21 protein-coding genes and 1 tRNA gene are annotated in these 23,712 nt (G+C 59.4%); 13 read left to right on the forward strand and 9 right to left on the reverse strand.

Translation table 11 applies throughout. The features are described 5' to 3' along the window. Positions 1–6: 6 nt before the first annotated feature. From ACU0FH_RS23170 to ACU0FH_RS23180, 3 genes are all read left to right on the forward strand, one after another. Entirely contained in the window at positions 7–402 is a 396-nt protein-coding gene (locus ACU0FH_RS23170) for a GNAT family N-acetyltransferase (protein WP_446197063.1), read from the forward strand. 192 nt (positions 403–594) lie between these two features. Then, positions 595–948: a carboxymuconolactone decarboxylase family protein gene (locus ACU0FH_RS23175; protein ID WP_446197064.1), complete on the forward strand. Its 354-nt coding sequence runs from the start codon at positions 595–597 to the stop codon at positions 946–948. Between the two features lie 472 nt (positions 949–1,420). Beyond that, positions 1,421–2,143 carry a DUF2189 domain-containing protein gene (locus ACU0FH_RS23180; protein ID WP_446197065.1) on the forward strand — a complete coding sequence of 241 codons (723 nt, stop codon included), beginning with the start codon at positions 1,421–1,423 and terminating at the stop codon, positions 2,141–2,143. A 308-nt stretch (positions 2,144–2,451) separates the two neighbouring features. Here the strand turns inward: ACU0FH_RS23180 and ACU0FH_RS23185 are convergent, their stop codons facing one another. Further along, entirely contained in the window at positions 2,452–4,257 is a 1,806-nt protein-coding gene (locus ACU0FH_RS23185) for an amidohydrolase (protein WP_446197066.1), read from the reverse strand. Positions 4,258–4,459: 202 nt separating this feature from the next. On the opposite strand from ACU0FH_RS23185, the gene ACU0FH_RS23190 reads away from it, so the two are divergent. From ACU0FH_RS23190 to ACU0FH_RS23200, 3 genes are all read left to right on the forward strand, one after another. Then, on the forward strand, positions 4,460–5,629 hold the full coding sequence (locus ACU0FH_RS23190; protein WP_446197067.1) for an MFS transporter: 1,170 nt from the start codon (positions 4,460–4,462) through the stop codon (positions 5,627–5,629). Between the two features lie 1,178 nt (positions 5,630–6,807). Then, positions 6,808–6,883 (forward strand) — tRNA-Thr (locus ACU0FH_RS23195). A gap of 215 nt (positions 6,884–7,098) precedes the next feature. Then, positions 7,099–7,389, forward strand: coding sequence for a hypothetical protein (locus tag ACU0FH_RS23200; protein ID WP_446197068.1), 291 nt, complete (start codon positions 7,099–7,101; stop codon positions 7,387–7,389). Between the two features lie 43 nt (positions 7,390–7,432). On the opposite strand, the gene ACU0FH_RS23205 is transcribed toward ACU0FH_RS23200, so the two are convergent. Beyond that, the gene (locus ACU0FH_RS23205; protein WP_446197069.1) at positions 7,433–8,089 is read right to left on the reverse strand and encodes a L,D-transpeptidase; all 657 of its coding nucleotides are present in this window, start codon (positions 8,087–8,089) and stop codon (positions 7,433–7,435) included. Between the two features lie 353 nt (positions 8,090–8,442). On the opposite strand from ACU0FH_RS23205, the gene ACU0FH_RS23210 reads away from it, so the two are divergent. The 7 genes from ACU0FH_RS23210 to ACU0FH_RS23240 all read left to right on the forward strand — a co-directional run bounded on the left by ACU0FH_RS23210 (position 8,443) and on the right by ACU0FH_RS23240 (position 16,002). Further along, positions 8,443–10,011: an MHYT domain-containing protein gene (locus tag ACU0FH_RS23210; protein WP_446197070.1), complete on the forward strand. Its 1,569-nt coding sequence runs from the start codon at positions 8,443–8,445 to the stop codon at positions 10,009–10,011. Positions 10,012–10,309: 298 nt separating this feature from the next. After that, the gene (locus ACU0FH_RS23215; protein ID WP_238371516.1) at positions 10,310–11,440 is read left to right on the forward strand and encodes a TRAP transporter substrate-binding protein; all 1,131 of its coding nucleotides are present in this window, start codon (positions 10,310–10,312) and stop codon (positions 11,438–11,440) included. 77 nt (positions 11,441–11,517) lie between these two features. After that, entirely contained in the window at positions 11,518–12,102 is a 585-nt protein-coding gene (locus ACU0FH_RS23220) for a TRAP transporter small permease subunit (protein ID WP_088634661.1), read from the forward strand. Beyond that, the gene (locus ACU0FH_RS23225) at positions 12,099–13,517 is read left to right on the forward strand and encodes a TRAP transporter large permease (RefSeq protein ID WP_446197071.1); all 1,419 of its coding nucleotides are present in this window, start codon (positions 12,099–12,101) and stop codon (positions 13,515–13,517) included. The genes ACU0FH_RS23220 and ACU0FH_RS23225 overlap by 4 nt, the downstream gene beginning before the upstream one ends. Beyond that, on the forward strand, positions 13,507–14,877 hold the full coding sequence (locus tag ACU0FH_RS23230) for an amidase (protein ID WP_446197072.1): 1,371 nt from the start codon (positions 13,507–13,509) through the stop codon (positions 14,875–14,877). The genes ACU0FH_RS23225 and ACU0FH_RS23230 overlap by 11 nt, the downstream gene beginning before the upstream one ends. 1 nt (position 14,878) lies before the next feature. Then, positions 14,879–15,040, forward strand: coding sequence for a hypothetical protein (locus ACU0FH_RS23235; protein WP_446197073.1), 162 nt, complete (start codon positions 14,879–14,881; stop codon positions 15,038–15,040). A 2-nt stretch (positions 15,041–15,042) separates the two neighbouring features. Continuing rightward, a complete protein-coding gene (locus ACU0FH_RS23240; protein WP_446197074.1) occupies positions 15,043–16,002 on the forward strand; it encodes a 2-hydroxyacid dehydrogenase in 960 nt (319 codons plus the stop codon). 51 nt (positions 16,003–16,053) lie between these two features. Here ACU0FH_RS23240 and ACU0FH_RS23245 read toward each other — a convergent pair whose 3' ends face one another. From ACU0FH_RS23245 to ACU0FH_RS23275, 7 genes are all read right to left on the reverse strand, one after another. Then, positions 16,054–17,037 carry a peptidase C39 family protein gene (locus tag ACU0FH_RS23245; RefSeq protein WP_446197075.1) on the reverse strand — a complete coding sequence of 328 codons (984 nt, stop codon included), beginning with the start codon at positions 17,035–17,037 and terminating at the stop codon, positions 16,054–16,056. Continuing rightward, positions 17,037–18,029: a succinylglutamate desuccinylase/aspartoacylase family protein gene (locus tag ACU0FH_RS23250; protein WP_446197076.1), complete on the reverse strand. Its 993-nt coding sequence runs from the start codon at positions 18,027–18,029 to the stop codon at positions 17,037–17,039. Before ACU0FH_RS23250 ends, ACU0FH_RS23245 begins: the two co-directional genes overlap by 1 nt. After that, the gene (locus tag ACU0FH_RS23255) at positions 18,026–19,081 is read right to left on the reverse strand and encodes an ABC transporter ATP-binding protein (RefSeq protein WP_446197077.1); all 1,056 of its coding nucleotides are present in this window, start codon (positions 19,079–19,081) and stop codon (positions 18,026–18,028) included. The genes ACU0FH_RS23250 and ACU0FH_RS23255 overlap by 4 nt, the downstream gene beginning before the upstream one ends. Then, positions 19,078–20,103, reverse strand: a complete 1,026-nt coding sequence (locus ACU0FH_RS23260; RefSeq protein WP_446197078.1) for an ABC transporter ATP-binding protein — start codon at positions 20,101–20,103, stop codon at positions 19,078–19,080. The genes ACU0FH_RS23255 and ACU0FH_RS23260 overlap by 4 nt, the downstream gene beginning before the upstream one ends. Beyond that, positions 20,100–20,951 carry an ABC transporter permease gene (locus tag ACU0FH_RS23265; RefSeq protein ID WP_446197079.1) on the reverse strand — a complete coding sequence of 284 codons (852 nt, stop codon included), beginning with the start codon at positions 20,949–20,951 and terminating at the stop codon, positions 20,100–20,102. The genes ACU0FH_RS23260 and ACU0FH_RS23265 overlap by 4 nt, the downstream gene beginning before the upstream one ends. Continuing rightward, a complete protein-coding gene (locus ACU0FH_RS23270) occupies positions 20,948–21,889 on the reverse strand; it encodes an ABC transporter permease (RefSeq protein WP_446197080.1) in 942 nt (313 codons plus the stop codon). The genes ACU0FH_RS23265 and ACU0FH_RS23270 overlap by 4 nt, the downstream gene beginning before the upstream one ends. Positions 21,890–21,956: 67 nt before the next feature. Further along, complete coding sequence (locus ACU0FH_RS23275; protein WP_446197081.1) at positions 21,957–23,561, reverse strand: ABC transporter substrate-binding protein; 1,605 nt, start codon at positions 23,559–23,561, stop codon at positions 21,957–21,959. Positions 23,562–23,712: the final 151 nt, after the last annotated feature.

Here is a 23,712-nt window from a genome sequence, read left to right on the forward strand (position 1 = left end):
CGGCGCTTGCGTTTCCTGTCGCCTGTCAACAAGCCGATCATTGAGGCCATGACCCAAAATGCCCGGCCCGCGGCAGTTCTCGGGATCGAAATCGACGGTCAGGTGCGAGCTGTGCTGGAAATCTTCCATACAGAGGAAAACCACGCAGAAATCGGTCTCTCGGTCGAGGACGCCTATCAGGGGCGCGGTCTGGGGCGCCGGTTGTTCGATGCGGGCCTAAGCGTGGCCGCTGACTCAGGTATTGAAACAGCAGATTTCTTCTTTGATTCAGAGAACGTCAGAATTCGCTCCTTGGTCAAACGGGCGGGAGCAAAGATGCGGTCGCTGGGCGGCGGTGAAGTCACTGCCGCGATAAACATCGCTAACGCTATGGCTGTGCGCTCTCATAAGGCGACCGTCTAGTACAGCCATTCGCTCGGCTGGCCCCAACTGAATTCCGTTCCTTAGTATCGCTCCACATGAAAGTATCTCGGGTCGTTTGATCTGGGTCAGTAAATCTGGCGCGGAGTTCCTGCAAACTCATCACAGCATCAGTCGCATCGGATGATTTCGGCCGGTGAGACGGGCCGACTCATTTCATCAAGGAGACCACCATTGAGCGCTTCATCCTATCCGGAACTGACACAAGGTATTTCAAAGCAAATTGCCAACCTGCGCAAAGATATCCCCGAAACCATGAAAGGGTTTTCGGAGATGGCAAAGGGCGCATGCACCGCCAACGCACTTGATGAGAAAACCAAGGAACTCATTGCGATGGGCATTGCTATTGCTTTGCGGTGCGATGGCTGCATCGGCTTTCATACCAAGGCCCTGATAAAGCTTGGAACGTCTCGCCAAGAATTCGAGGAAATGCTTGCCGTCACAATCTACATGGGCGGTGGGCCCTCACTGATGTACGCCGCGCAAGCGCTTGACGCGTGGGAGCAATTCGACGGGCCAGCGTCGTAGCGCAAACGTTCAAACCCTGAATATCGGGTACGGCGCGGATGCTTGATACCCGGGCCGACGCCACGTGGAGTTTGCCACAACGCTGCGGCCAGCGATCAGAGGCATATCCTTCCAGAATCCATGCCTCCGACAAGAATCAGCGCCGAAAATCGCACTCCCCAAGCCGTCGAGGTGTCAGTTAATCCATCGCAGAACTGTGAGAGACGGCGAGGTAGGTTAATGATACAGTAACGATCATAAGGCGACCGCTGTGAGTGCAGCAAGGGAGCTGCCTCGATTGTTTCGCCAACCGGTTGGAAACTTGATCGGAGGCTGTTCTATGGAAAATTCACCAACCAGAGACTCGACTATAGGAAACCCGTTATCCTGGACATTGCGTCAGCTGGGATTGACGGGAAGCCACGTTGCTTCCTCGGCAGAGCAGATCGGCGGAGAGCACGACGTTTCCCATCCAAAGGTCCAGACCTTAGAGATGTCCGATCTGAGTGCGGCTTTGCGCGCCGGCTATCAGGATTTTCTGGCGAGCCGCTCCGACGCTGTATTTGCCATATTGATCTACCCGCTAATAGGGCTTGTTCTTGTCGGCTTGGGTTTCCACATGAATTTCCTGCCACTGCTGTTCCCCTTGATCGCGGGGTTTGTCCTGCTCGGTCCAATCGCAGCGGTTGGCCTCTATGAGATCAGTCGCCGCCGCGAAAAGGGTGAGGATGCGGGATGGCGTCACGTGTTTAGTGTCGTCAGCTCGCCTTCCTTCGGCGCTATCCTTGTCCTTGGACTGTATCTTTTCGTGCTTTTCGTGTTCTGGATGTTTTCCGCTCAGGAGATTTACAGGCTTACACTGGGGCCCGAAGCACCTGTTTCGCTCTTTGGGTTCCTTTCTGACGTTCTGACGACGCGGGCAGGTTGGGTCATGATAATCACGGGGTTTGCGGTCGGGTTTGTTTTTGCACTCGCAGCTCTCGCGATCAGCCTTGTGTCATTTCCCTTGCTTCTGGATCGACACGTTGGCGTGCCAGTGGCCGTGGTGACATCGGTAAATGTGTTTCTCAAGAACCCCCGCGTCGTGCTTGCCTGGGGCGCTATCGTCGCGGCAGGGCTTATACTCGGCTCGGTCCCGTTCTTCCTCGGTTTGATGGTGACCATGCCGCTGCTGGGACACGCGACCTGGCACCTCTACCGGCGAGCAGTCCACTAAGGTTTTCGGCGTCCAGTGCCCCTTGCCATGCATCGCCGAAAATCAAAGCAGATGCGTGTTGGCGGTTTAAACTGGCGCGGCGCCAACCAGCTTCTGATTGTCGAAATCCAATCGGCTCCCAACCGGGAGCCTGCTTTTCCTCGCATAAGGGTATCTTTTTCACCAAGGTTTTGAGCACCCTGAAAAACTCTATCGCGTGTCTGCCAATCCGCTGTGTCGAAGAATTATTCCCCTCTACATTTGACCAATGGAATACGCCAATTGATACAACTGACTCTTGGCGTATTCTGTCGTTCGTTCAAAGCAAACTATTCGCGCCGAAAAGACGCGTACATTGCATCCAGAAATTCATGCGCGTGTTCAGGATTCGACAGGAAAGGACGATCCCGAAGTTCCGTCTTTTTCTCACCTTCCTGAGCCTCATAGATGACTTCGCCGTCCTTTATCGTGACCTGTATTTTTAGTTCGGCAAGCGTCTCTGGATCAACTGCAGTCGGATCATCGGAAAGTATCACGAAATCCGCGATCTTGCCGGGTTCTATGGACCCTTTACGATCCTCTTCAAAATGCTGCCACGCGGGCCAGATCGTCAGGGCTTTCAACGCTTCCATCACGCTCACCCGCTGCGCAGGCCCAAGAATATCGCCGGAACGTGTGCGCCGGGTCACGGTCGCCGATAGAATCCTCATACTATCGGGAAAGGCCACCGGAGCGTCGTGGTGGCTGCCAAACATCATACCGCGCTGACGCACCCAGCCGGTGGGTGAGATATTCTCGGCATTCACCGGCCCGACAGTGTGGTCCCGGTGCCAGTCTCCCCAGTAGTACGTGTGCATGGGGAACAACGATGGGAATATCCCCAGTTTCTGGATACTGTCGACCTGGTCTTCGCGCAGGAACTGGCCATGTATCAGCACCGGTCGATTTGTCGGCGGGCCATACTTCTCTTCTGCAGCCCCGATAGCTGCAATCAGCATGTCCGATGCACCTTCGCCATTCGAATGGGTAAGGATCTGAAAGTCATTCTCGAAGCACCAGTCGACCGCGTCGTTGATCTGTTGCTCCGTCACAGCCGCGTAACCCTTGTAACCCGGTGGGTAGTCGCCAACCGGATCATAATAGGGGCGGTCGCGGAGTGCGGTGAACCCCTGCGGAGAGCCGTCGATCGTGAGCTTGCAGCCACCGACCCGTACATGCCCGTCATACTCGAACGAATGGCTTTCCTTGATGAAATCCCTCGCCTCGATCACATCGGGAAAGGCAACAACGTCGATTGGCAGTTCGCCAGCCGCATCTACCGCTTTAAGGGCCGCCACATTGCCAGCGCTCGAACGGCCCTCCTGCGCGGTGGTATATCCAAAACGGGCCCACAGGTCGGCGCCGGCTTTGGCAAATTCCTCGAACCCTTCGGGACCAAGCTGGCTCAGCAGAGGAACAAGGGCGCCGAAAAACGCATATTCCTCAAGCACGCCATTGGGATTGCCGTCGTCATCGCGGCGTATCACGCCGCCCGGCGGGTTTTCACTTTCGGCTGTAAGACCGGTAACTTCCAAAGCCTTGCTGTTGGCCACGCCGAGATGCCCGGACTGGTGAATAATTAGGATCGGAACATCCGTGGACACCGCGTCCAGATCTTCGCGCGTCGGATGACGAAGTTCCGCCAGTTGCGCATTGTCGTAGCCAAAGCCGATAATTAGGTTAACCGCGTCTACGGTGTCTTGATTGTCCGCCATCCAGTCGCGCAACCCTTGCTGCAGGCTGGCAATATCGGTGATCTGGCCGTCGGGAGGGGCCAGCATATTAGCCGAAAGCGCCTGAATGCCGCCCATCACCACATGCCCGTGACTATCCACGAAGCCGGGCAGCATCGTTCGCCCGCCTAGCTCGAATATCTCGGTACCATCGCCCCTATGCGCCGAGACATCGTCCATCGATCCAACGGCAAGGATCGTGCCGTCCTTTACGGCAACGGCTTCTGCCCGAGGTTGCATGTCATTGATTGTCAGGATTGGCCCACCAAGATAGATCGTATCCGCAATTTCTTGCGCCTGAGCGGCTCCGAATGTCACCGAAATTCCCAGAACCAAAGCGGCGCTATTCAATATATTTCGCATCAATGCGTACTCCCCACTCAAACTCTTCAGGTACAACTATAAGGAGAATTTGTGCCGCGTCACCAATTTATGGGTTTACCGCATGGCTGGTGTTAGCGAGTCCAAGACGCGCATAGGTCAGGCACCGCAGAACTTCGTCACCCTCCGAAAGAGCATGTAAGTATCAATTCCGCAGTCTGGGTTTTCCGGTCTATTCTACGTCATGCGATGGAGAATCCTTATTGTTCTGGCAATCGCCCGCGCGTCGATGGCGCTTCAGTTCGCTTCCATCGGCGCCTTGGGCCCGTTGTACGAGGACGCCTTCCAGATCGATACCACCGATCTCGGCTTGTTGGTCGGCATCTATTTTCTGCCCAGCGTCTTCGGCGCGCTGCCAGCCGCAATGTGGTCGAACAAATTCGGGGAAAGACGTGTCCTGTTATGTGGTCTCGCCTTGATGGTCATCGGTGCGATCGTGGTGGCGACGAGCGATACCTGGCTTGCGCAGGCGGTCGGGCGGATCGTGTCGGGGAAGGGCGCTGTCTTGCTGAACGTGGTTTCGGCCAAACTGGTGGCCGACTGGTTTTCAGGTCGTGAACACGCCACGGCAATGGCTGTCTTCGTCCATTCGTGGTTCGCCGGTATCGCCGCAGCCTTGCTGATCATGCCGCCAATCGCGGAAAGCATCGGGCTCGCTGGTGCGGGCTGGGCTGTGGTGGCAATCGCTGTGTTCGCGTTGGTGGGCGTCGCTATTTGCGATCTGAAATCGGATCACAGGCTGCTCTCCAGACTGGAGGAGCAGGTCTTTCCGCGCAAGCCCATGATCTTGCTCATTCTGCTCGCCGGAATGGCATGGGGAATGTACAATGGCGCTCTCGCCATCATCCTAAGCTTCGGCCCGGCAGACCTGGTCGGACGTGGCCGATCCCTGATAGAGGCAAGCGCCGTTACCAGCATTCTGATCTGGTGCGCCATGGGGGCTGGTATTATGGGCGGTCTGATCGCCGATCTTTCCCATCGGCCGCTAGCGGTTCTCTTCGTTTCAACGACGATCATGCTGGTCGCCATGGTATCCTTCCCATTGACGGATCAGGTCGTTCTGCCTCTGCTGTTCCTCGGGCTCGCCGCAGGCCTCCCATCAAGCCTTTTCCTCGCCCTGGCCGTAAGCGCGCTGCAACCGCAGGAAAGGTCTTTCGGACTCGGCCTCTTCTTTACGGCACATTTCCTCGTTTTCTCATCGGCCCCGGCGCTGGCAGGAAAAGTGGTCAGCCTCTCCACCAATTCCGAGGCGTCGTTCCTTTTCGGCGCTGCGTTGCTTTTCGTTGCAATGCTGGTGGCGTTTCTATGTCTCAAAATTCATCGAATAACCGCTGCGCGCAACGTACCGATTTGACCGAAAACGGGCGCGTTAAAAGCCGCCATTTCTACCTTGATTGCTGGCATGGACGAGAAAATTGAGCACATTCAACGCTTTGTTGCACGTATAGTTCGCTCCTGTAAGGCGACCGGGAAACGATACGGATTCCAGAAAGCGGCGTCATATCTGCCTGCAGCAAAGTCGTTTATTAGATGGCAAGTGATCAATCTAGGCCGACACTTGTTAGCACATTCGGCAATTTCTAATGTGGCATGGGTAAGCACCACTCACTGCTACCATACCATTTTCCAGTCCTTTCCGAAGATTGCTTGTTCAGAGTCAAAAGCCGCGCATTGAAAGTGGCGCATCAAAATGGAGAGCAGGTTCTATAATGAATTTCCTGACCAGTCGGGCAGGGGTAATAAATCCCGCCTTCGCGTTTTCTTGGGTGCCAAGTCGGTTGTCACGTGCGCACCAGCAATAACGAAGGCCTGCACGCCGGGCAGCTGTAAACCGTCTCATCAAAGTCAGGTTAGCAGCGGCGAAAGCGCCTACGCAACGTTTGCTCTCACCGTTTCCAGCGATGTCTGCATATTGGTCGACTTTCAGCCGCGCCTACGACCCGGGACTAATGCCGGAACAACGACGGTGTCATGATCCGTCTCCTTGTCTGAACTGGCCTACACTTTTCTCGAAGTAACGAAGAACTTGAACAGCGGTTTGTTGGGGGCTCCCTCAGGGGAGACACTCAATATGACGATCGATTTGGAAGACACGCCGGCCTCACTTGGACTTAGTTTTCAGTCATTTCTCTGGAAAGAAACCGAAGCCAAACTTTGCTATACCGGGAGTTTCGGCAAGTTCATCTTATCCAAACGCAGCCAACGAATAGCGGCAGAGCCGCAGTCTTTGCCACGGCCATCTGGGTGCTAAAGGTGGTTGCTTATTCACGCGACCGTCGCGATAATTTTCTGGAAATCAGCGGAGGCAAACAGGCCTGTTCGCTCGCCAGAAACACCTGCGAAAACTGACGATTTCGGTACTTGCGCGCCACATGTGAACGCGCTAATTGAACGTCGCAAACCTGCCTGCAGACAGGCGCTTACGGTCGAACTGGCCGATATCGGTAAAGTCTGCAACCCGGTCCGGTTTCGATCAAACGCGCACAAAGGCGATGGGGTCGAGCAGGGCAGGGCACGGCAGGAAAGAAAGTCGCCGCTGTAGCTCAGCTGGTAGAGCACGTCATTCGTAATGATGGGGTCGGGGGTTCGAGTCCCTTCAGCGGCACCACTTTCTTTGAAACATTCCCGATCCCGTCCTAAGACTTCTGTCTCGAGGGTTCATGGTCGAAGAGATCTTCCTGCACAAATCGGAACGAAATCTTATCCCACTCGGCTTATGATGCAGAAAAACATCGCCGGAACATTGCGACATAGCGGCCCGATTGCGCTCGGAACGAAGCGGGGGCAACCTGTCCGGTGACGCGCCAAACGGAAATCGGACACATGAGTTTCAAGCAGATCTGCACCGCCCTTTCATTCGGACTTGTATCGGGCCTCGCTGCCTGTAGTCCGACGATGCAGTCTTCCACAGGCGGCACCTATGGGCCCGTTCCCGAAGAGGTCCGCGCGCTCGCCGCAAGCTATCAGGATGTGAATACAGCGCGCATTTTGCCGGAAGATGGCTGTTACTGGTACGAACATTCTGGCCCTGTCGAGACAACGCTCTTGCCGCTGCTCACAGCCGAGGGTCGCCCGATCTGCACATCGGCATCGGCGACCGCGACGACCGGCTGACGGGGCCCAGCCCCGCTTCAGCCGACAAATACTTCAAGATAGTTCAGGATTGTGCCGCCAACACGGTTTCTGCGGGGTGCAGAATGGCGCGGCTCCCGATCGTAACCTGATCATATAACCCGATGATATGCGCCATTACCATCCGGACGCATCCCGAGCTTGCCCGACCGCCAATCGAACGCGGGTGGGGGGTGCCGTGGATCCGCAGATAGGTGTCGCGATTTCCCGTATAAAGATACAGCGCGCGCGCACCCAGCGGATTGCTCGGCCCGCCATCCATACCATCCGCATGTTGCGCATATAGCTGGGGGTCGCGGGCGATCATGTCCCCCGTTGGCGTCCAGCGCGGCCATTTCGCCTTGCGCCTAATCGAGTAGTTGCCCGGTTCGTAAAGGCGACCGCGCGCGATGGCGACGCCATAGCGCATCGCCGTTCCATCGTTCTGGATGTGGTAGAGATAGCGAGCAACCGCGTCGACGTGGATATCACCGGGCGTCAGGTTCGATCTGGCCTCGACGCGCGTCGGCAGAAAACGCGGATGGAACCCCCAAGGGTTCGAGACAGAGGGTTCATATCCCGCCGGCGTGACCTGTGCGTCCCACCTTGCCCATTGCCCCGTTGTCGCGGCGTGGGCGGTTGAAGCAAGTGGAGCCGAGAACAGCGCAGCACTGGTTATCAGGAATTGTCTTTTTGTGAACATTTGCGACCTATCGTTGGCTTGGCGTAAACGGGCTAGCCGATAACAACTATCGATACCTCATGTTTTATCTGGTTGCAGGATGAAACAAGTCAAATGCGAATGGTTCATGAACATACGCGGCATCCCGGACACTATTTCTGCGTGCGGATTTATCCTTCGTCTCGCCCGCTGGGGTAAAATCGCGTAAAACTCCATGTCTGTAGCGGTTCCGACATGACGTCAGAATAATCAATCAAATTCTCACAGTAACCATATTTGCTGCATCACAGAGAAAGCTTGTTTCAGCCCCAGCTTTGACACGGTTTGCGCCAATCTATGCCGCTGAGAAGTCCCGTCCAAAGGCAATACGCAGTATGATTACAGTTCTTTCGTGCGTCACGGTACAGCACGATATCAGTCTGGTTGTCCTGGCTGCAATTCTATGCACCTTCGGAAGCTGGGTCACCTCGCGCCTCTATCGCCATTCTCTTAACCGGTCATTCCGTCAGGCGATATCCTGGTATCTGTTGACGGCGCTGACCGCTGGGGTTTCGATCTGGTGCACGCATTTCGTGGCGATGCTCGGATTTCGCCCGGACGTGCCGGTCAATTTCGATCTCGGGCTCACTTTTGTCTCGCTTCTGATCGCGGTTCTGGGCAGCGCGCTGGGTATTTTCATTTCCTCCGCGCTCAAGATGCGGTTCGCCCCGGTGATCGGCGGCGCGGTTTTCGGTCTTGCGATCGCGGCCATGCACTATGCCGGTATGATCGCTTATCGTGTGCAGGGTATCGTCTATTGGCGCGAAGACTTCCTGATCGCCTCGATCATCCTGTCCGTCCTCTTTTCCTCGGTCGCGCTTTATCTGGGAAGCAAGCCGAGAACGCAGGGCGGATATCACATGGCGATCCTGCTGACGGTCGCCATCGTCAGCCTGCATTTCACCGGTATGACGGCGTTTCGCGTCGAGCCGCTCAGCATCTCGGGCGATTTCGTCAATCCCGAAGCTTTCAAAGTGCTCGCAATTGCCATCACGGGAACCGCGCTCATCATCGTCATGGGGGCGCTCTTCAGCTACGCGGTGGAAAACCGCACGCGCATGGAAAGCATTACCGAACTGACGGCGGCGAGAAATGCCGCTGAAAGTGCAAGCCGCGCAAAATCCGAATTCATGAGCGTGCTGAGCCATGAACTGCGGACACCGCTGACGATCATACTGGGATACTCCGGTATTCTGTCGCAGCTCAAGGTAATCAATGAACAGAAAAAGCCGCCCGCCGAGGGAACAGTCGACCTTGCCGCCGTGCAACTCGGCGAGCAAGTGGATCTTTACGGAAAGAAAATCTCGGTCGCGGCCAATCATCTTTTGACACTCATCAACGAGATCCTCGATTATACCAGCATGGAACTTGGCGATGCGAAACTCATCCGGACGTCTTTCCTGGTGCAAGAGTTGCTGGCCGAGGCCGAAGACCAGTTTCAGGAACTCGCACATCAGAAATCGATCACGCTCCACGTGGAAAGCGACGACATCGTTGCCCATGCAGATCGCGGCCGTTGCCTGCAAATCCTTATCAACCTCATCGGCAACGCGTTGAAATTCTCCAAGTCATCCGACGTGTTCATTCGTGGGAAGATCGAGGAAAACGGGTTCTGCATCGAAGTCGAGGACAACGGTTGCGGCATCAAGGAAGAAAACCTTGGCGTCATCTTCCATGCGTTTCAGCAGATCGAGGACGCGGACAACCGGTCCGAGGGCGGTACCGGTCTTGGCCTCGCCATTTGTCGAAAGCTTGCAATGGCGCATGGGGGTGACATTTCGGTAGAAAGCGTTGTCGGCTCGGGCACGACCTTCAAGGTTGCGATGCCCGCCTCCGCAGTTGAGGGCGTCGGGCCGGAGGCTGTGAAACGGTTGGAAATGCGCAACCTCCGCATGGCTGGCTGACCGCCGTCCCCGACGCATTAATCAATCTGTTGCCGGGCCGCACGCTCGGCCGACCTGTGAGACACAAGGACCGCAAGAAGCGCAGATCCCTCCCATGCACCCTGGCAATTCAACGCAACGAAAGCGTCAGTTTTAGCTTTGCCATACACCCGCCGTTCCGGAAAATGACGTTCAAAGGCTAATACTTTTGGAGTCTTGCCAAGTGAATGCATTTCGTTACGGTCATACACTAGATCGACATCCCGGCGCGCAAGCGCCTCTCGATAATGGATGTGCGGTCGCTTTGGGAGGAGAAAATATGTCAAATAAACCAAGCCTTAACAGGCGTTCATTTCTGACGAAGTCAGCTCTGGCCGGGGGGGCAGCAGCGGGGAGCATGCTGGCAGCACCGGCGGTTCTGGCGCAGGCGCCCATCGTCATCAAGATGCAGACCTCGTGGAATGACGCCAATATCTGGCAGGAATTCGCACGTGATTACGCGACCCGCGTGGAGGAGATGTCGGGTGGTCGTCTGAAGGTGGATGTGCTGCCCGCTGGCGCTGTGGTTGCGGCGTTCCAGGTGCTGGATGCGGTCAACGATGGCCTGATCGACGCGGCACACTCGGTGCCCGTCTATTGGTACGGCAAGAACAAGGCCGCGTCGCTCTTCGGCACCGGGCCGGTCTTCGGCGGTTCCGCAACGACCATGCTGTCGTGGTTCTATGAGGGCGGCGGCAAAGAGCTATACGACGAACTTACGCAGGACATCATGGGCCTCGACATCGTCGGCTACATGGGCTTCCCGATGTTCGCGCAGCCCTTTGGCTGGTTCAAGGGAGAGGTCAATTCCGTCAGCGACCTGCAAGGGTTCAAATACCGGACCGTCGGCCTGGCCGCAGACCTGATGGCCAAGCTCGGGATGTCCGTCGCGCAGTTGCCCGGCGGCGAAATCGTCCCGGCGATGGAACGCGGCGTCATCGATGCGTTTGAATTCAACAACCCGTCCTCGGACAAGGACTTCGGCGCTCAGGACGTGGCCAAGAACTATTACCTGTCGTCCTACCACCAGGCGTCCGAAAGCTTTGAGTTCCTGTTCTCGCGGACCTTCCTCGAAGATCTCGACCCGGATCTTCAGGCGATCCTGAAGTACGCGGTCGAAGCGGCCTCAACCGCCAACACCGCCAAGGCGATGGACCGCTACTCGGCGGATCTTCAGTTCCTTCAGAACGATGCGGGGGTTACCGTGCACCGGACCTCCAAAGAGATCCTCGATGCGCAGCTCAAGGCATGGGACGAACTGATCCCCGAACTCGAAACCGATCCGTTCATGAAAAAGACGCTCGACAGCCAGCGCGACTGGGTCAGCCGCGTGTCCTATTATGAACTGATGAACTCCCCGGATTACGGTCTGGCCTACGACCACTATTTCCCGGGCAAGATCAAACTCTGACACGGCCTGTTGATTGGTGAAACACACGGCCTCGGCACCTCGTGTGCCGGGGTCTCTGCGCGAGGCAAAGGGTCTTCATGGTTTCTTTCATTCGGTTCGCCGACAATCTTTCCGCATGGTTCGGCAAGGCCTTTGCCTGGCTGATCCTGCTCATGTCGCTGGGTACGGGCTACGAGGTTTTCGTGCGATACGTGCTCAACAGCCCCACCGCCTGGGCGCTCGACGTATCCTTCATCATGTATGGCACGCTGTTCATGATGGGCGGCGCATACACCCTATCCCGGGGCGGCCACGTGAGGGGGGATTTCCTCTATCGCCTGCTGCAGCCCAGAACGCAGGCCAAGATCGATATCGTCCTTTATCTGCTGTTCTTCTTTCCGGGCGTCACGGCGCTGATCCTCGCTGGGTGGAAATATGCGGCCCGATCCTGGCAATACGGTGAAGTCTCGGTCAACAGCCCCGCAGGCGTGCCGATCTACCAGTTCAAGACGGTGATCGTCGCTGCGGGAATCCTGCTGTTCATTCAAGGTATCGCGCAGGTCTGCCGATGCATACTCGCCATGCGCGAAAACTACTGGCTCGAAGCGGAAGAGGATGTGTTCGAAACCGAAGACCTCATGATGCGCGAAGCCAACAAGGCCGAGAAGGGCCATCTGACATGACCGACCCTCAAATCGCCCTGATGATGCTTGGGCTTTTTATCGTTTTCGTTTTTCTCGGCTTTCCCATCGCTTTCACCCTGATGGCCATGGGCATCGGCTTTGGCTACTACGCTTATTTCGACGCGCGCCGGATGTGGCGCAGCTTTGACCGGCTGGATGAAACCGCTGGCCAGTGGGAGCAATGGTCGACCTGGGTCGAAGGCTTCTTCAACAATCGAATATTCGACCTCTTCGTGAACCAGACCTTTACGGTGATGTCGAACGAAGTGCTGACAGCCGTACCGCTGTTCCTCTTCATGGGATACATCGTGGAACGGTCGAACATCGTTGATAGGCTGTTCACCACATTGAACATCGCTTCCAAGAATATTCCCGGCTCGATGGGGGTTGCGGCGCTTATCACCTGCGCGCTCTTCGCGACGGCAACCGGCATCGTCGGTGCGGTTGTGACCCTTATGGGCCTGCTGGCGCTGCCCGCCATGCTCAAGGCGCGCTACAACCCCTCCTTCGCGTCAGGCATCATCTGCGCAGGCGGTACGCTTGGCATCCTCATCCCGCCCTCGATCATGCTGATCGTCTACGCGGCGGCGACCAATGTCTCCATCGTCCGCCTCTACGCGGCGGCGCTCTTTCCCGGTCTCACGCTCGTCGGTCTCTACCTGATCTACATCGTAGGTCGGTCGATCTTGCAACCGTCCTCAGCACCGCGTCCCACCGATGACGAAGTGCCCGATATGCCGATGGGCAAGCTGCTCTTGATGATCGTCACGTCTTTCGTGCCGCTCGCCTTCCTGATCTTTGCGGTGCTCGGCTCGATCCTCTTCGGTCTGGCCACCCCGACCGAGGCTGCCTCCATCGGGGCACTTGGCGGCATCTTCCTCGCCTTCATCTACCGGGCGATGACATGGCAGCGGATGCGCGAAAGCGTCTACCTCACCGTACGCACGACTGCGATGGTGTGCTGGCTTTTCGTCGGCTCCTACACCTTCTCGGCAGTGTTCTCCTACCTCGGGGGTGAACATGTTATCTCGGAATTCGTCCAATCGATGAACCTCTCCCCGATCATGTTCCTGATCCTTGCCCAGCTCATCATCTTCCTGCTCGGCTGGCCGCTCGAATGGTCCGAGATCATCATCATTTTCGTGCCGATCTTCCTGCCCTTGCTTGCGGTATTCGAGATCGATCCGCTGTTCTTCGGCATTCTCGTGGCGCTGAACCTGCAGACCAGTTTCCTGACACCACCCATGGCCATGTCGGCTTATTACCTCAAGGGGATCGCACCGCCCGAGGTGCGCTTGACCCAGATCTTTGCCGGGGTCATGCCGTTCCTCTTCTGCGTTATCCTGTCGATGGTGCTGATGTATGTCTTCCCGTCGATCGTCTTCTACCTGCCGGATCTGTTCTATGGGCGCTGAAGCAAGACAAAAGGAAACCCGGATCGAGGCCCATGGTGTGACACTCCTGCGCGACCGTCTCGCCACGGGCGCGCTAGACGCGCTTGCGCTGGTCGAATCCTATATCGCGAGGATCGAGGCGCGCGAGCCCGAGGTCGGGGCGTGGGCGTGGTTCGATCCCGACTTCGTGCGGAGCCAGGCCCGCGCGCTTGATGCACACCGACGGGCAGGGCGTCGGCTTGGCCGTCTCCACGGATTGCCGGTGGGCCTCAAGGACATCATCGACACGGCCCGCATCCCCACGGAGAACGGCTGTTCGATGGACGCGGGCCGGGTGCCGCTCAAGGACGCCTACGTGGTCGAACGGCTCAAGAAAGAGGGCGCGATCATCATGGGCAAGACGGTAACGACCGAGCTTGCCTTCATGCATCCGGGAAAGACCGCCAACCCGCACAACACGGGCCACACGCCCGGCGGTTCCTCGCAGGGATCGGCGGCGGCCGTCGCGGATGGCATGGTGCCGCTGGCCGTCGGCACGCAGACCGGCGGTTCCATCATCAGACCGGCGTCTTTCTGTGGCGTCACGGGCTACAAACCCAGCTTCGGCGCCATCCCGCGTCGCGGTATCTTGACCCAGTCCCCGTCACTGGACACGGTAGGTGTTTTCGCCAGCGATCCCGCCGGGGCGGCCCTGCTGGCAGATGTTCTCTTCGGTTACGACCCGGAAGACCCCGCAACCCATTTCGAACCGGCCCCGGCGCTTGCCACCGCCGCCGCGACCAAACCAAGGCTGAAACCTGTCTTTGGCTTCGTCCGCCCGCCGGGCTGGGAAAACGCCGACGATCAGCTAAAGGAAGCCTTTGGCGAACTGGTCGAGGCACTTGGCGAACAGGTTTTCGAGTTGCCCTTGCCAGGCGTCTTCGACACCGCAAGTGAAAAGCGGTCCGTCATCAACATGGCCGAAATGTCCTATCACTACTATCGGTACGGTCGCGACGGGGCAGACCAGATTGCGGACGTGACACGCGAGGCGATAGAGCAGGGCAACGCGACCCTTGCCCGCGACTACCTTTCGGCCCTCGATTACCCAAAAGTCCTCAATGCCGCTCTGGATGAGATTTTCACGCGGTGCGACGCGATGCTCTGTCCATCCGCACTGGGACCTGCGCCCAAAGGGCTGAACACAACAGGCAATCCAATCTTCAACGGGCTTTGGACACTTTGCGGCGTGCCCTGCATCAACCTGCCGCTGCTGACCTCGCAAGAAGGCCTGCCCATGGGCGTACAGCTTGTCGGCGCGCGTGGGGACGACGCCCGCCTGATGCGCCATGCACAATGGCTATTCGATTGGTGCGGCCAAGACGCACCGGAAGGAGTTTGAAATGAACCGTTTGCAGGCGCTTATCGCCTTTCTCACCCTGACGGCCTTTCTGGCCATCCTCGCCTTCGAGGTGCCAAGCCCAGACCTCATCATCGTGGTCCTCGTGACGCTGGCTTTCGTGGCCTATGATTTCTTCACCTCGAGCAAGAACAAAAAGTCCTGACCATGGCGAAACCTGTCATCTGGATCACCAGAACCTTATCCGACGCGACGCTTGAACGGGCGCGTCGTGACTATGACGTCATCTGGGACGAAGCTGACCGTCCCGGCACGGCAGAAGACATCATCAGGATGAGCGCCAAGGTCGACGGCATAATCCCCTGTCACTCCGAGCATTTCTCGGCGGACGTCGTCGCCGAGCTGGACCCGCGGCTCAAGATCGTCGCCAACCATTCGGTCGGCGTAGACCACTGCGATCTTCCGGCGCTCAGGGACAAGGGTATCGTCGTCACAAATACGCCCGGCGTTCTTTCGGATGCCACCGCCGAGCTTGCCATGATGCTGATGCTGGCCGCAGCGCGCAACGCGGTGGCCGGGGACAGGGTCGTGCGCTCCGGCAACTGGGACTTCTGGTCGCCCGCCTTCATGGTCGGCAAACAGGTGACCGGCGCGCCGCTTGGCATCATTGGCATGGGCGGGGTGGGCCGTGCCTTTGCGCGCAAGGCCCGTGGTTTCGACATGGAAATCCACTACCACAACCGCTCACGGCTATCGCCTGAGGACGAGGCAGGTGCGACTTACCACGAAGATCTCGAAAGCCTGCTCGCGGTTTCGGACTTTCTCTCCCTGCATTGTCCTGCGACCACACAGACGACCGGCATCATCAATGCCGGTACGCTGGCACAGATGCCAAAGGGGAGCGTCCTTGTGAATACCGCGCGCGGCTCGCTCGTCGATGAGGCGGCATTGCTGGACGCAATCGACAGCGGCCAGCTTGCTGCCGCCGGTCTCGACTGTTTTGTCACCGAACCCGGCGGGAACCCTGATTTCTCGTCACGGGACAATATCGTGATGATGCCCCATGTCGGCAGTGCGACGGTCAGCACTCGAGATGCCATGGGGTTCAAGGCACTGGACAATCTCGATGCGTTTTTCCGGGGCGACACCCCGCCGGATCAGCTCTAGAAACCCGGGCTTACAATTGGCATCAACTCCGAGCATGACGTCGCGCCGTCGCTAGTGTTTTTCCAGAACGATCGCCGCGTGATAGGCCGGGTCGCCATAGGCCGCCATCTGCATGAGCGTTCCACGCGCAATGGGGATCGCGTCGACGTCGGCAACCGTTTCGCCATCCTCAGGCTCGGCCCAGGGATCGTTGACCAGAAAGATGCCATCCTGCTCCGCATGGACGAGAATCCAGTGCGGGGCGTGGTGATCATGGGTATGGCACTGGTCGATCAGCAAAAGCACCTGCGCCCCTTTGCCCACCACTTCGGTCAGCGTCTGCTCTGTCATGGCCGTGTCCAGAACCAGCAGGGTCTCCTGCGCTTTTTCGCGAAACTCTGCCTGCACAAAGCGCATCAATTCCTTTTTCTCATCAGTATTGGCCCGGTCGAGCAACACCGCCTCGCTCGCATCGAACCAGAGCGTAACGTCGAACCCACGGCGCGCGGCGGCAAGCGCCAGACCATAGGGATCGCAGCCGCCCGGTCCGGTCAGCCCGATCATTGTCGTGGCCTCGCGCCAGATCTCTACTTCAAGACTGCGGTTCACGTCGGTGGTCATGGCCATCGCAAGCGAGATTGGCCCGCAGGTAAATCCTGTCGTCTGGGTGAACTGACCGGTGTCATGCGCGCTATCAATGGCCGTGCCAAGCCAACGCTGCGCATAGCTGCGCCCTGTGTCCGCCAACGCCAGCGCGTCAATCGCACCAGTCAGCTCCGGGGTCGCGCGGATCAGGATCGCGCCCCGATCCTTTGCCAAGGATTCAACGGCCTGTGCCAGTTCCTCTGCATCCGCCGGGTCGCAATCCCAGCCGATGATCATCACCATCGCGGTGGTGCGCCGTTGACGCATGACCGCGTAGCCGCGCGGGCTCGCGGAATCACCGATGCCCACGGCAAAGATATGCGCCGCATCCGGTCGCGGGTCAGGGAATGCCCCGGCGGGCAAGGTATCAAGAGACAACTCGAAAGCGGAATTGGTAAAATCTTCGGGCATCAGGCAACCTCGGTCGCTAAGTGGGCAAGGCAATCCCCGGGTTGAACCAGCCCGGGATGGCGCAGGCAAAACACGGTGCCTTCGCGGTGAAAACGCTGTTCCTGTGGCGCGTCGGCCAGATCGTCGGTACTCCAAACGGTGCCGCAGAGCGCGCCGCCATCGATCTTGTCGCCAAGGTCAACCGCAGGTTCAAAGACGCCAGCGCGGGTCGCGTAGACATAGTAATCGCGCCCGGCGATGCGGTATTCGACCGCTGCGGGCAGGTCGGATACCGGTTCCTCGATAATGCCCCAATGAGCCAGCAGCCGCCGCAACCCGCGCTCGACAAGTTGTACGCCCTTGCGCGACACGGACCCGCCGCCGCCGAACTCTCCGCCAAGCGACACGACCTTCTGCCGGTTGGCCTCCGACGTGGACAGTCTCGGGTCGGGCGAATAATCCCAGATCACGATCCGTTCCGCCCCAAAGGCCCGCGCCGCACCAAGCGCGGTGTCGTCCAGCTCGCGGATACCGCTGCGCCGGGTGGAAACGAACGGCAGGTATTGCAGCGATGAACCGCCCGCATGGGTGTCGTGGTAATAATCGGCCAACGGAAGCAGTACGCTCGAGACATAATGCGCGATGATCGCGGTCGGCCCGCCCGCCGGATCGCCGGGGTAGGAGCGGTTGAGATTGCCGCCATCTTCGGGCGAGGTCCGCAGGCCGGCGCGAAAGGCGGGGGCGTTCAGCATCGGAATGGCGATGATCCGGCCCTTGATCTGCTCCGGCGACAGCGAACTCAGCAGACGCCGGATCGCAACCGGGCCTTCGTATTCATCCCCATGGGTGCCACCGGTGAGCAGAACCGTCGGTCCCTGACCGTTGGACATGACCGCGACGGGAATGGTCAGAACGCCATAGGCCGAACGATGGACCGAATGTGGCAGGCAGAGATCACCGGTCTGATATCCTTCGGCCTCGAAATCTACGGTTGCCCAGATCGGGTTGGTCAATTGATGGTCTCCTCAAGGGGGTGCGTGCGGCGCGCAGCCGCCGAACGGTAAAGATCGAGCGCGGCCCGCATGCGTGCCGGCGGCGTGGTCTGGCGCGGCACATAGTCGGGCAGGCTGTCTATGTGCCAACAGGCGGCGGCGTGGCCGGTGGCTTCCAGCGGGGGCTGCGCAGCGGCGCAATGCTCGGTTGCATGGGGGCACCGGCTCCGGAACGTGCAGCCCGAGGGCAGGGCAAGCGGGCTTGGGATCTCGCCCTCAAGCTCAAGCCGGTTGCCGCCGGTGCCGGGCAGGGGTTCCGGCGTGGCCGAGATCAGCGCGCGGGTATAGGGGTGCAGCGGATTGGCAAAGACCTGCTCCGCTTCGCCCTGTTCGACGATCCGCCCCAGATACATGACAGCCACACGGTGCGAAATATGGCGGACCAGCGACAGCCCGTGCGAGATGAACAAAAGGCTGATGCCGGTCTCTTTCTGGATGTCCTGCAGCAGGTTGGCGATCTGCGCCTGAACCGAGACATCCAGCGCCGAAACCGCCTCGTCACAGACGATCAATTCCGGTTCCGTCGCCAGCGCCCGTGCCAGTGCCACCCGCTGCCGCTGCCCGCCGGACAGCTCATGGGGAAACCGCTCCGCGAGCGCGCCGCGCAACCCAACCAGCCGCATCAACTCCTGCACCCGTTGCGGCGCATCGCGACGGCTCACCAACCCGTGCAGCGTTGCCGGTTCGGCAATCAGCGCGCCCACCGACATTTTCGGATTCAGCGACCCGAACGGGTCCTGAAACACGATCTGTATCTGGCGCGCCCGGGCCTTGCCCTTCAGCGCCGGTTTACCGTTGATCAGGATCTCGCCCGAACTCGGGCTTTGCAGCCCGGCCACGATCCGGCCCAGCGTGGACTTGCCGCAGCCGGATTCTCCGACCAGCGATAGCGTCTCGCCGCGCGCGATCTCAAGGTCGATCCCGTCAAGCGCCCGCAACACCCGGCGTCCGTTAAACAACCCGCCCAGCAGGTGAAAATCGCGGGTAATCTGCTTCAGCGTCAAAAGCGTCATGTCCGTCCCCCAAGCGTTTCCAGAAGCGGCGCGAAATGGCAGGCCGAGCGGCGCCCCCGGTCAAGCGCCCGCAGCCCCGGCCTTTCCTCGACGCAACGCTCCTGCGCAAAGGGACAGCGCGGGTGGAAATGGCACCCGCTCGGCATGCGCCGCAGGTCGGGCACCGTCCCGCTGATTGGCAGCATCGGCGCGCCCCGCTGGTTCAGCTGCGGCATCGAGCCGAGCAGACCAAGCGTATAGGGGTGCTCGGGGCTGGTGAACAAATCGCTTGCCCGCGCGGTTTCGACCATGCGCCCCGCATAAAGAACCGCCACGCGGTCGGCCATCTCGGCCACCACGCCCATGTCATGGGTGATGAATATCGTCGCCGTGCCGGTTTCGCGGCCAAGGTCCCGGATCAGGTCAAGGATCTGCGCCTGAACCGTCACGTCCAGCGCCGTTGTAGGTTCATCCGCGATCAACAGCCGGGGCCGATGGATCAGGGCCATCGCGATCAGCGCCCGCTGTCGCATGCCGCCCGAAAGCTCGTGGGGATAGGCGCGCGCCCTTATCTCGGGCGAGGGTATCCCGGTCGCGGCGAGCGCTTCGACCGCGCGAGTCTTTGCCTTGGCCTTGGGCATCGGATCATGCAGCAGGATCGCTTCGACAAGCTGATCGACGATGCGTTTCACCGGGTTCAGCGCGGTCGATGGCTCCTGAAAGATCATTGCCATTTCCTTGCCGCGCATGTCGCGCCGGGCGGTCTTGTCCAGCCCGGCCAGATCGCGGCCGTCATAGCGCATATTCCCAACGCTGACCTTTGCCGTTGGGGGCAGCAGCCCCATGATCGCAAGGGACAGAACCGACTTGCCGGATCCGCTTTCCCCGACCACCGCAAGGGTTTCGCCCGGATGGATCGACAGGCTCACATCGTCCAGCGCCAGCAGCGGCCCGCTGTCGGTGGAAAAACTGACCGACAGGTTATCGACCGAGAAAAGCGGTGCGGCAACACCCGCCTGTTTCGAAATCGTCATCTGTTTCATACCGATCTCCGGTCGCCCGCATCGCGCAGCGCATCGCCCAGAAGGTTAAAGGACAACACGATCACGAAGATCATTACCGAGGCCGCCGTCGACACATGCGGCGCAAGGAACAAAAACGAACGCCCCTCTGCCGCGATAGAGCCAAGCTCCGCCGTGGGCGGTTGCAGCCCCAGCCCAAGGAACCCGAGCGTCGCGGCCAGCAATACCGCGTCGCCAAAGGCCAGGGTGGTATAGGTGAGGATTGGCGGATAGGCATTGGCCAAGAGATACCCGCTCAGCAGCCGCCTGTCGGGCAGGCCGATGGCGCGACCGCTGTCCATGTAATCCTGCGCCATGATCGACAGCGCTGCGCCCCGTGAAATCCGCGCGATGCCGGGCATCACCGACAGACCCACGGCAAAGATCAGACTATCAAGCCCGGGGCCAAGCATTGCTGCCAGCGACAGGCCGAACAGGATCGACGGAAACGAAAGAAAAACGTCGATGATCCGCATCAGCACGGAATCCAGCCGCCGGTAAAAGGCCGCGCACAACCCGATCGTACCGCCAAGCAGCGCCCCGAACCCGGTGCCGACAAAACCGATCAAAAGCGTGGTGCGCGCGCCGTACAGCAGCCGCGTCAGCAGATCGCGCCCCTGACTGTCGGTCCCGAGGATATGACCGTCGACCGGCGGTTTCAGCCGCGCGCGGATGTTGGTCTCGTAGGGGTCGAAAGGTGTCAAAACGGGCGCAAGGATGGCAGCCAGCGTGATCAGCACCAGCACGCCAAGCGCAAGCGTCATCATCGGGTTGCGACGCAGTCTGCGCCAGGTACGGCCGCGCGCGGTAAAAGCGGTTGCATCACTCATGTCTTGGCTCCGATCCGCGGGTCCGCCAATTCGTTGAATATGTCCACGGTGATGTTCACGAGGATAAAGGCCGACGCGAGGAACACGATGGCCCCCTGCGCCATAGGATAGTCACCGGCAATGATCGACCCGACGGCCAGCCGACCGACCCCGGGCCATGAAAAGATGGTCTCGGTCACAACCGCACCCCCCAGCAGGGTGCCGATCTGAAGCCCGATCAGCGTGATGATAGGCAACAGCGCGGTGCGCAGCGCATGGTGTATGATGACCCGCGCCTCGGACGCGCCCTTGGCGCGCGCCGTGCGCACATGATCCGCGTAAAGCGATTCCGACAGGGTGGTGCGCGTCATCCGCGCAATCGGTCCGACAAGGATCAGCCCAAGCGCAATCGCAGGCAGGATGATGTGGGACAGCCCGTCAAGTGTCCAGAGCGGGCCGCCGCGTCCCTGAACCGGAAAGGCACGGGTGCGGGCGGCAAACTGGATCATCAGCAAACCGACCCAGAACACCGGAATGGAAACACCCATCACCGACACGGCCATCACCAGCCGGTCCACGATCCCGCCCCGGCGCAGGGCGGCAAGAATACCAAGACCCAGCGCGGTCGGCACGGCCCAGAGCATCGCCACCGCCAGCAGCTCGATGGTCGGTCCCGCCGCCCGAAGAAGCTCTCCCGATACCGAGGCGTTGTTGATCACCGATCGGCCCATGTCGCCGGAAAGAACGCGTTCGATATACCAGAAGAATTGCAGTAGCACCGGCTGATCAAGCCCGAGATGGCGGCGGATCGCGTCGATCTCTTCCTGCGTGCCTTGGGGACCCGCGATGGCCACTGCCGGGTCCGCCGGGATCACCTGCAGCATCAGGAACCCGATCAGCAAAACTCCGGTCAGCACGATCAGCGAGGTGACGCCCCTGTGGATCAGTCGTGAGAACATCAATAACGCTCCGAAAGTTGCCACGGCCCCGTGAGGGGGCCGTGGCCGTTGGCGTGAGTGGTGGTCGTCATCGCAGTTCGAGGTTCAGGCCGGTCCCAAAGGCCGCACCCGAGATGCCCGCAGGCTCGAACGGAACCAGTCTCGGACCGATGGCAACCGTGGGCTTTTCAAGCAAAAGCGGTTTCCAAAGGATCGCCTCGTGCAGATGCTTGCCAAGCGCCATGAATGCCTCGGCGCGCGCGTCCGCGTTGACCGCGCTGTTACCCGCTTCAAGCAGACGGTCGGTCTCTTCGTCTTCCCACATCATCCGGTTGGGCGAGGGCACCGAGGACGAGGCGAAATAGAGGTTCAGCGCGTCACCGGCGTTCAGATAGGGGTAGTCCATCTGGTAAAGATCATAGGTCTGCTCGCGCAGCTTTGCCCAGATCGCGGTCGAGTCATACAGTTCGACGTTCAGATCGATCCCGGCCTTGCGCAAATCGCCCTGCACGGTTTCCGCCTGCTCTCGCGAGGTGTTGAACCCGTAATAGGTCAGCGTGAGCGGCGTGCCGTCCTTTTGCCAGAACCCGTCGTCGCCTTTGGTGAAACCTGCCTCGGTCAGCAGCGTTTCGGTCTTGGCAGGGTCATAGGCGAAGGGCGTCGTGTCGATGCTCGGGTCGTAATCCAGCGCTTCCTCGGCATAATAGCTTTCGGTCGGCTCGACCGTGCCGAAAAAGATTGCCTCGGCAATCGCCGACTGGTCAATGGCATGGCTGACCGCTTCACGCACGCGAATGTCCTTCATGAAGTCGCGGGTGACTTTCATGCCAAGGTAATGGGTGCGGAAGGCCGCTTCGGGTTGCAGCAGGGTCACCGACGGGTCGGCCTCGAACTGGGCAATCGACCATGCCGGCAGGGAATAGGACGCGTCGATCTCTCCGGCCTGAAGGCTTGCAGCCAGCGTGGCCTCTTCGGGCACGATCTTCCAGACGACCTTGTCCACTTTCGCAGGTCCGGTATTGCCAAGCGCCGGGCTGCCCCAGCTATAGCCTTCATGCGCGCTCAGAACCACGCTATCATTCGGGTTCCAGCTTTCAAAGCAGAACGGACCGGTGCCGTTAAACGCCGTCACCCCGAAATCATCGCCAAGGCTCCCTGCCTGTTCCGGGTCGATGATGATAAAGTTGAACTGCGCCATCTGGTACAGCAGCCCGGAACTCGGCGCCTTGAGCTTGTAGACCACGGTCAGGTCATCGGGCGCGGTGACGCTGTCTACGGTGCCCGCTTTCCACGTGCTGACATAGGGACTGTCCGGCGTCAGCCAGCGTTCCATGCTGCCGACGACATCCTGCGCGGTAAAGGCCTTGCCGTCGCAAAAGGTCACGCCTTCCTTAAGGTGGAACGTGTAGGTCAGCCCGTCCTCCGAGATGTCCCAGCTTTCCGCCAGCGCAGGCTCGACCGTTTTCAGATCCGAACTAAGCGTAACCAGCGTGTCGCCGATCATGTAAAGCACTTCGGCCGCGGCAAGCGCCGAAGAGCGTTGCGGATCATAGCGATCCGCATCCGAGGTGCGGCCGATGGTAACGGTTCCGGCATCCTGCGCGGCGGCAGCGCTTGCGCAGGCAATCGCGGCGGCGCTGGCAAGACCAGCAAGCCGGAAAGCGATACCCGGAAACGGGCGTTGGTCAGTCATTTTGGGGGCTCCTGTTGGGGCTATAGGGCGATTATCCTTGCCCTTTTTCCAGTCCCGCAGGTCATGAACGATTCGCGGGGCGTTTCGGATCAGGGCTATATTGTGCGAATTACGCTACGCTCATGCTGCATTGCGGCCAAACGATGATTCT

Source organism: Heliomarina sp. (assembly GCF_052826185.1).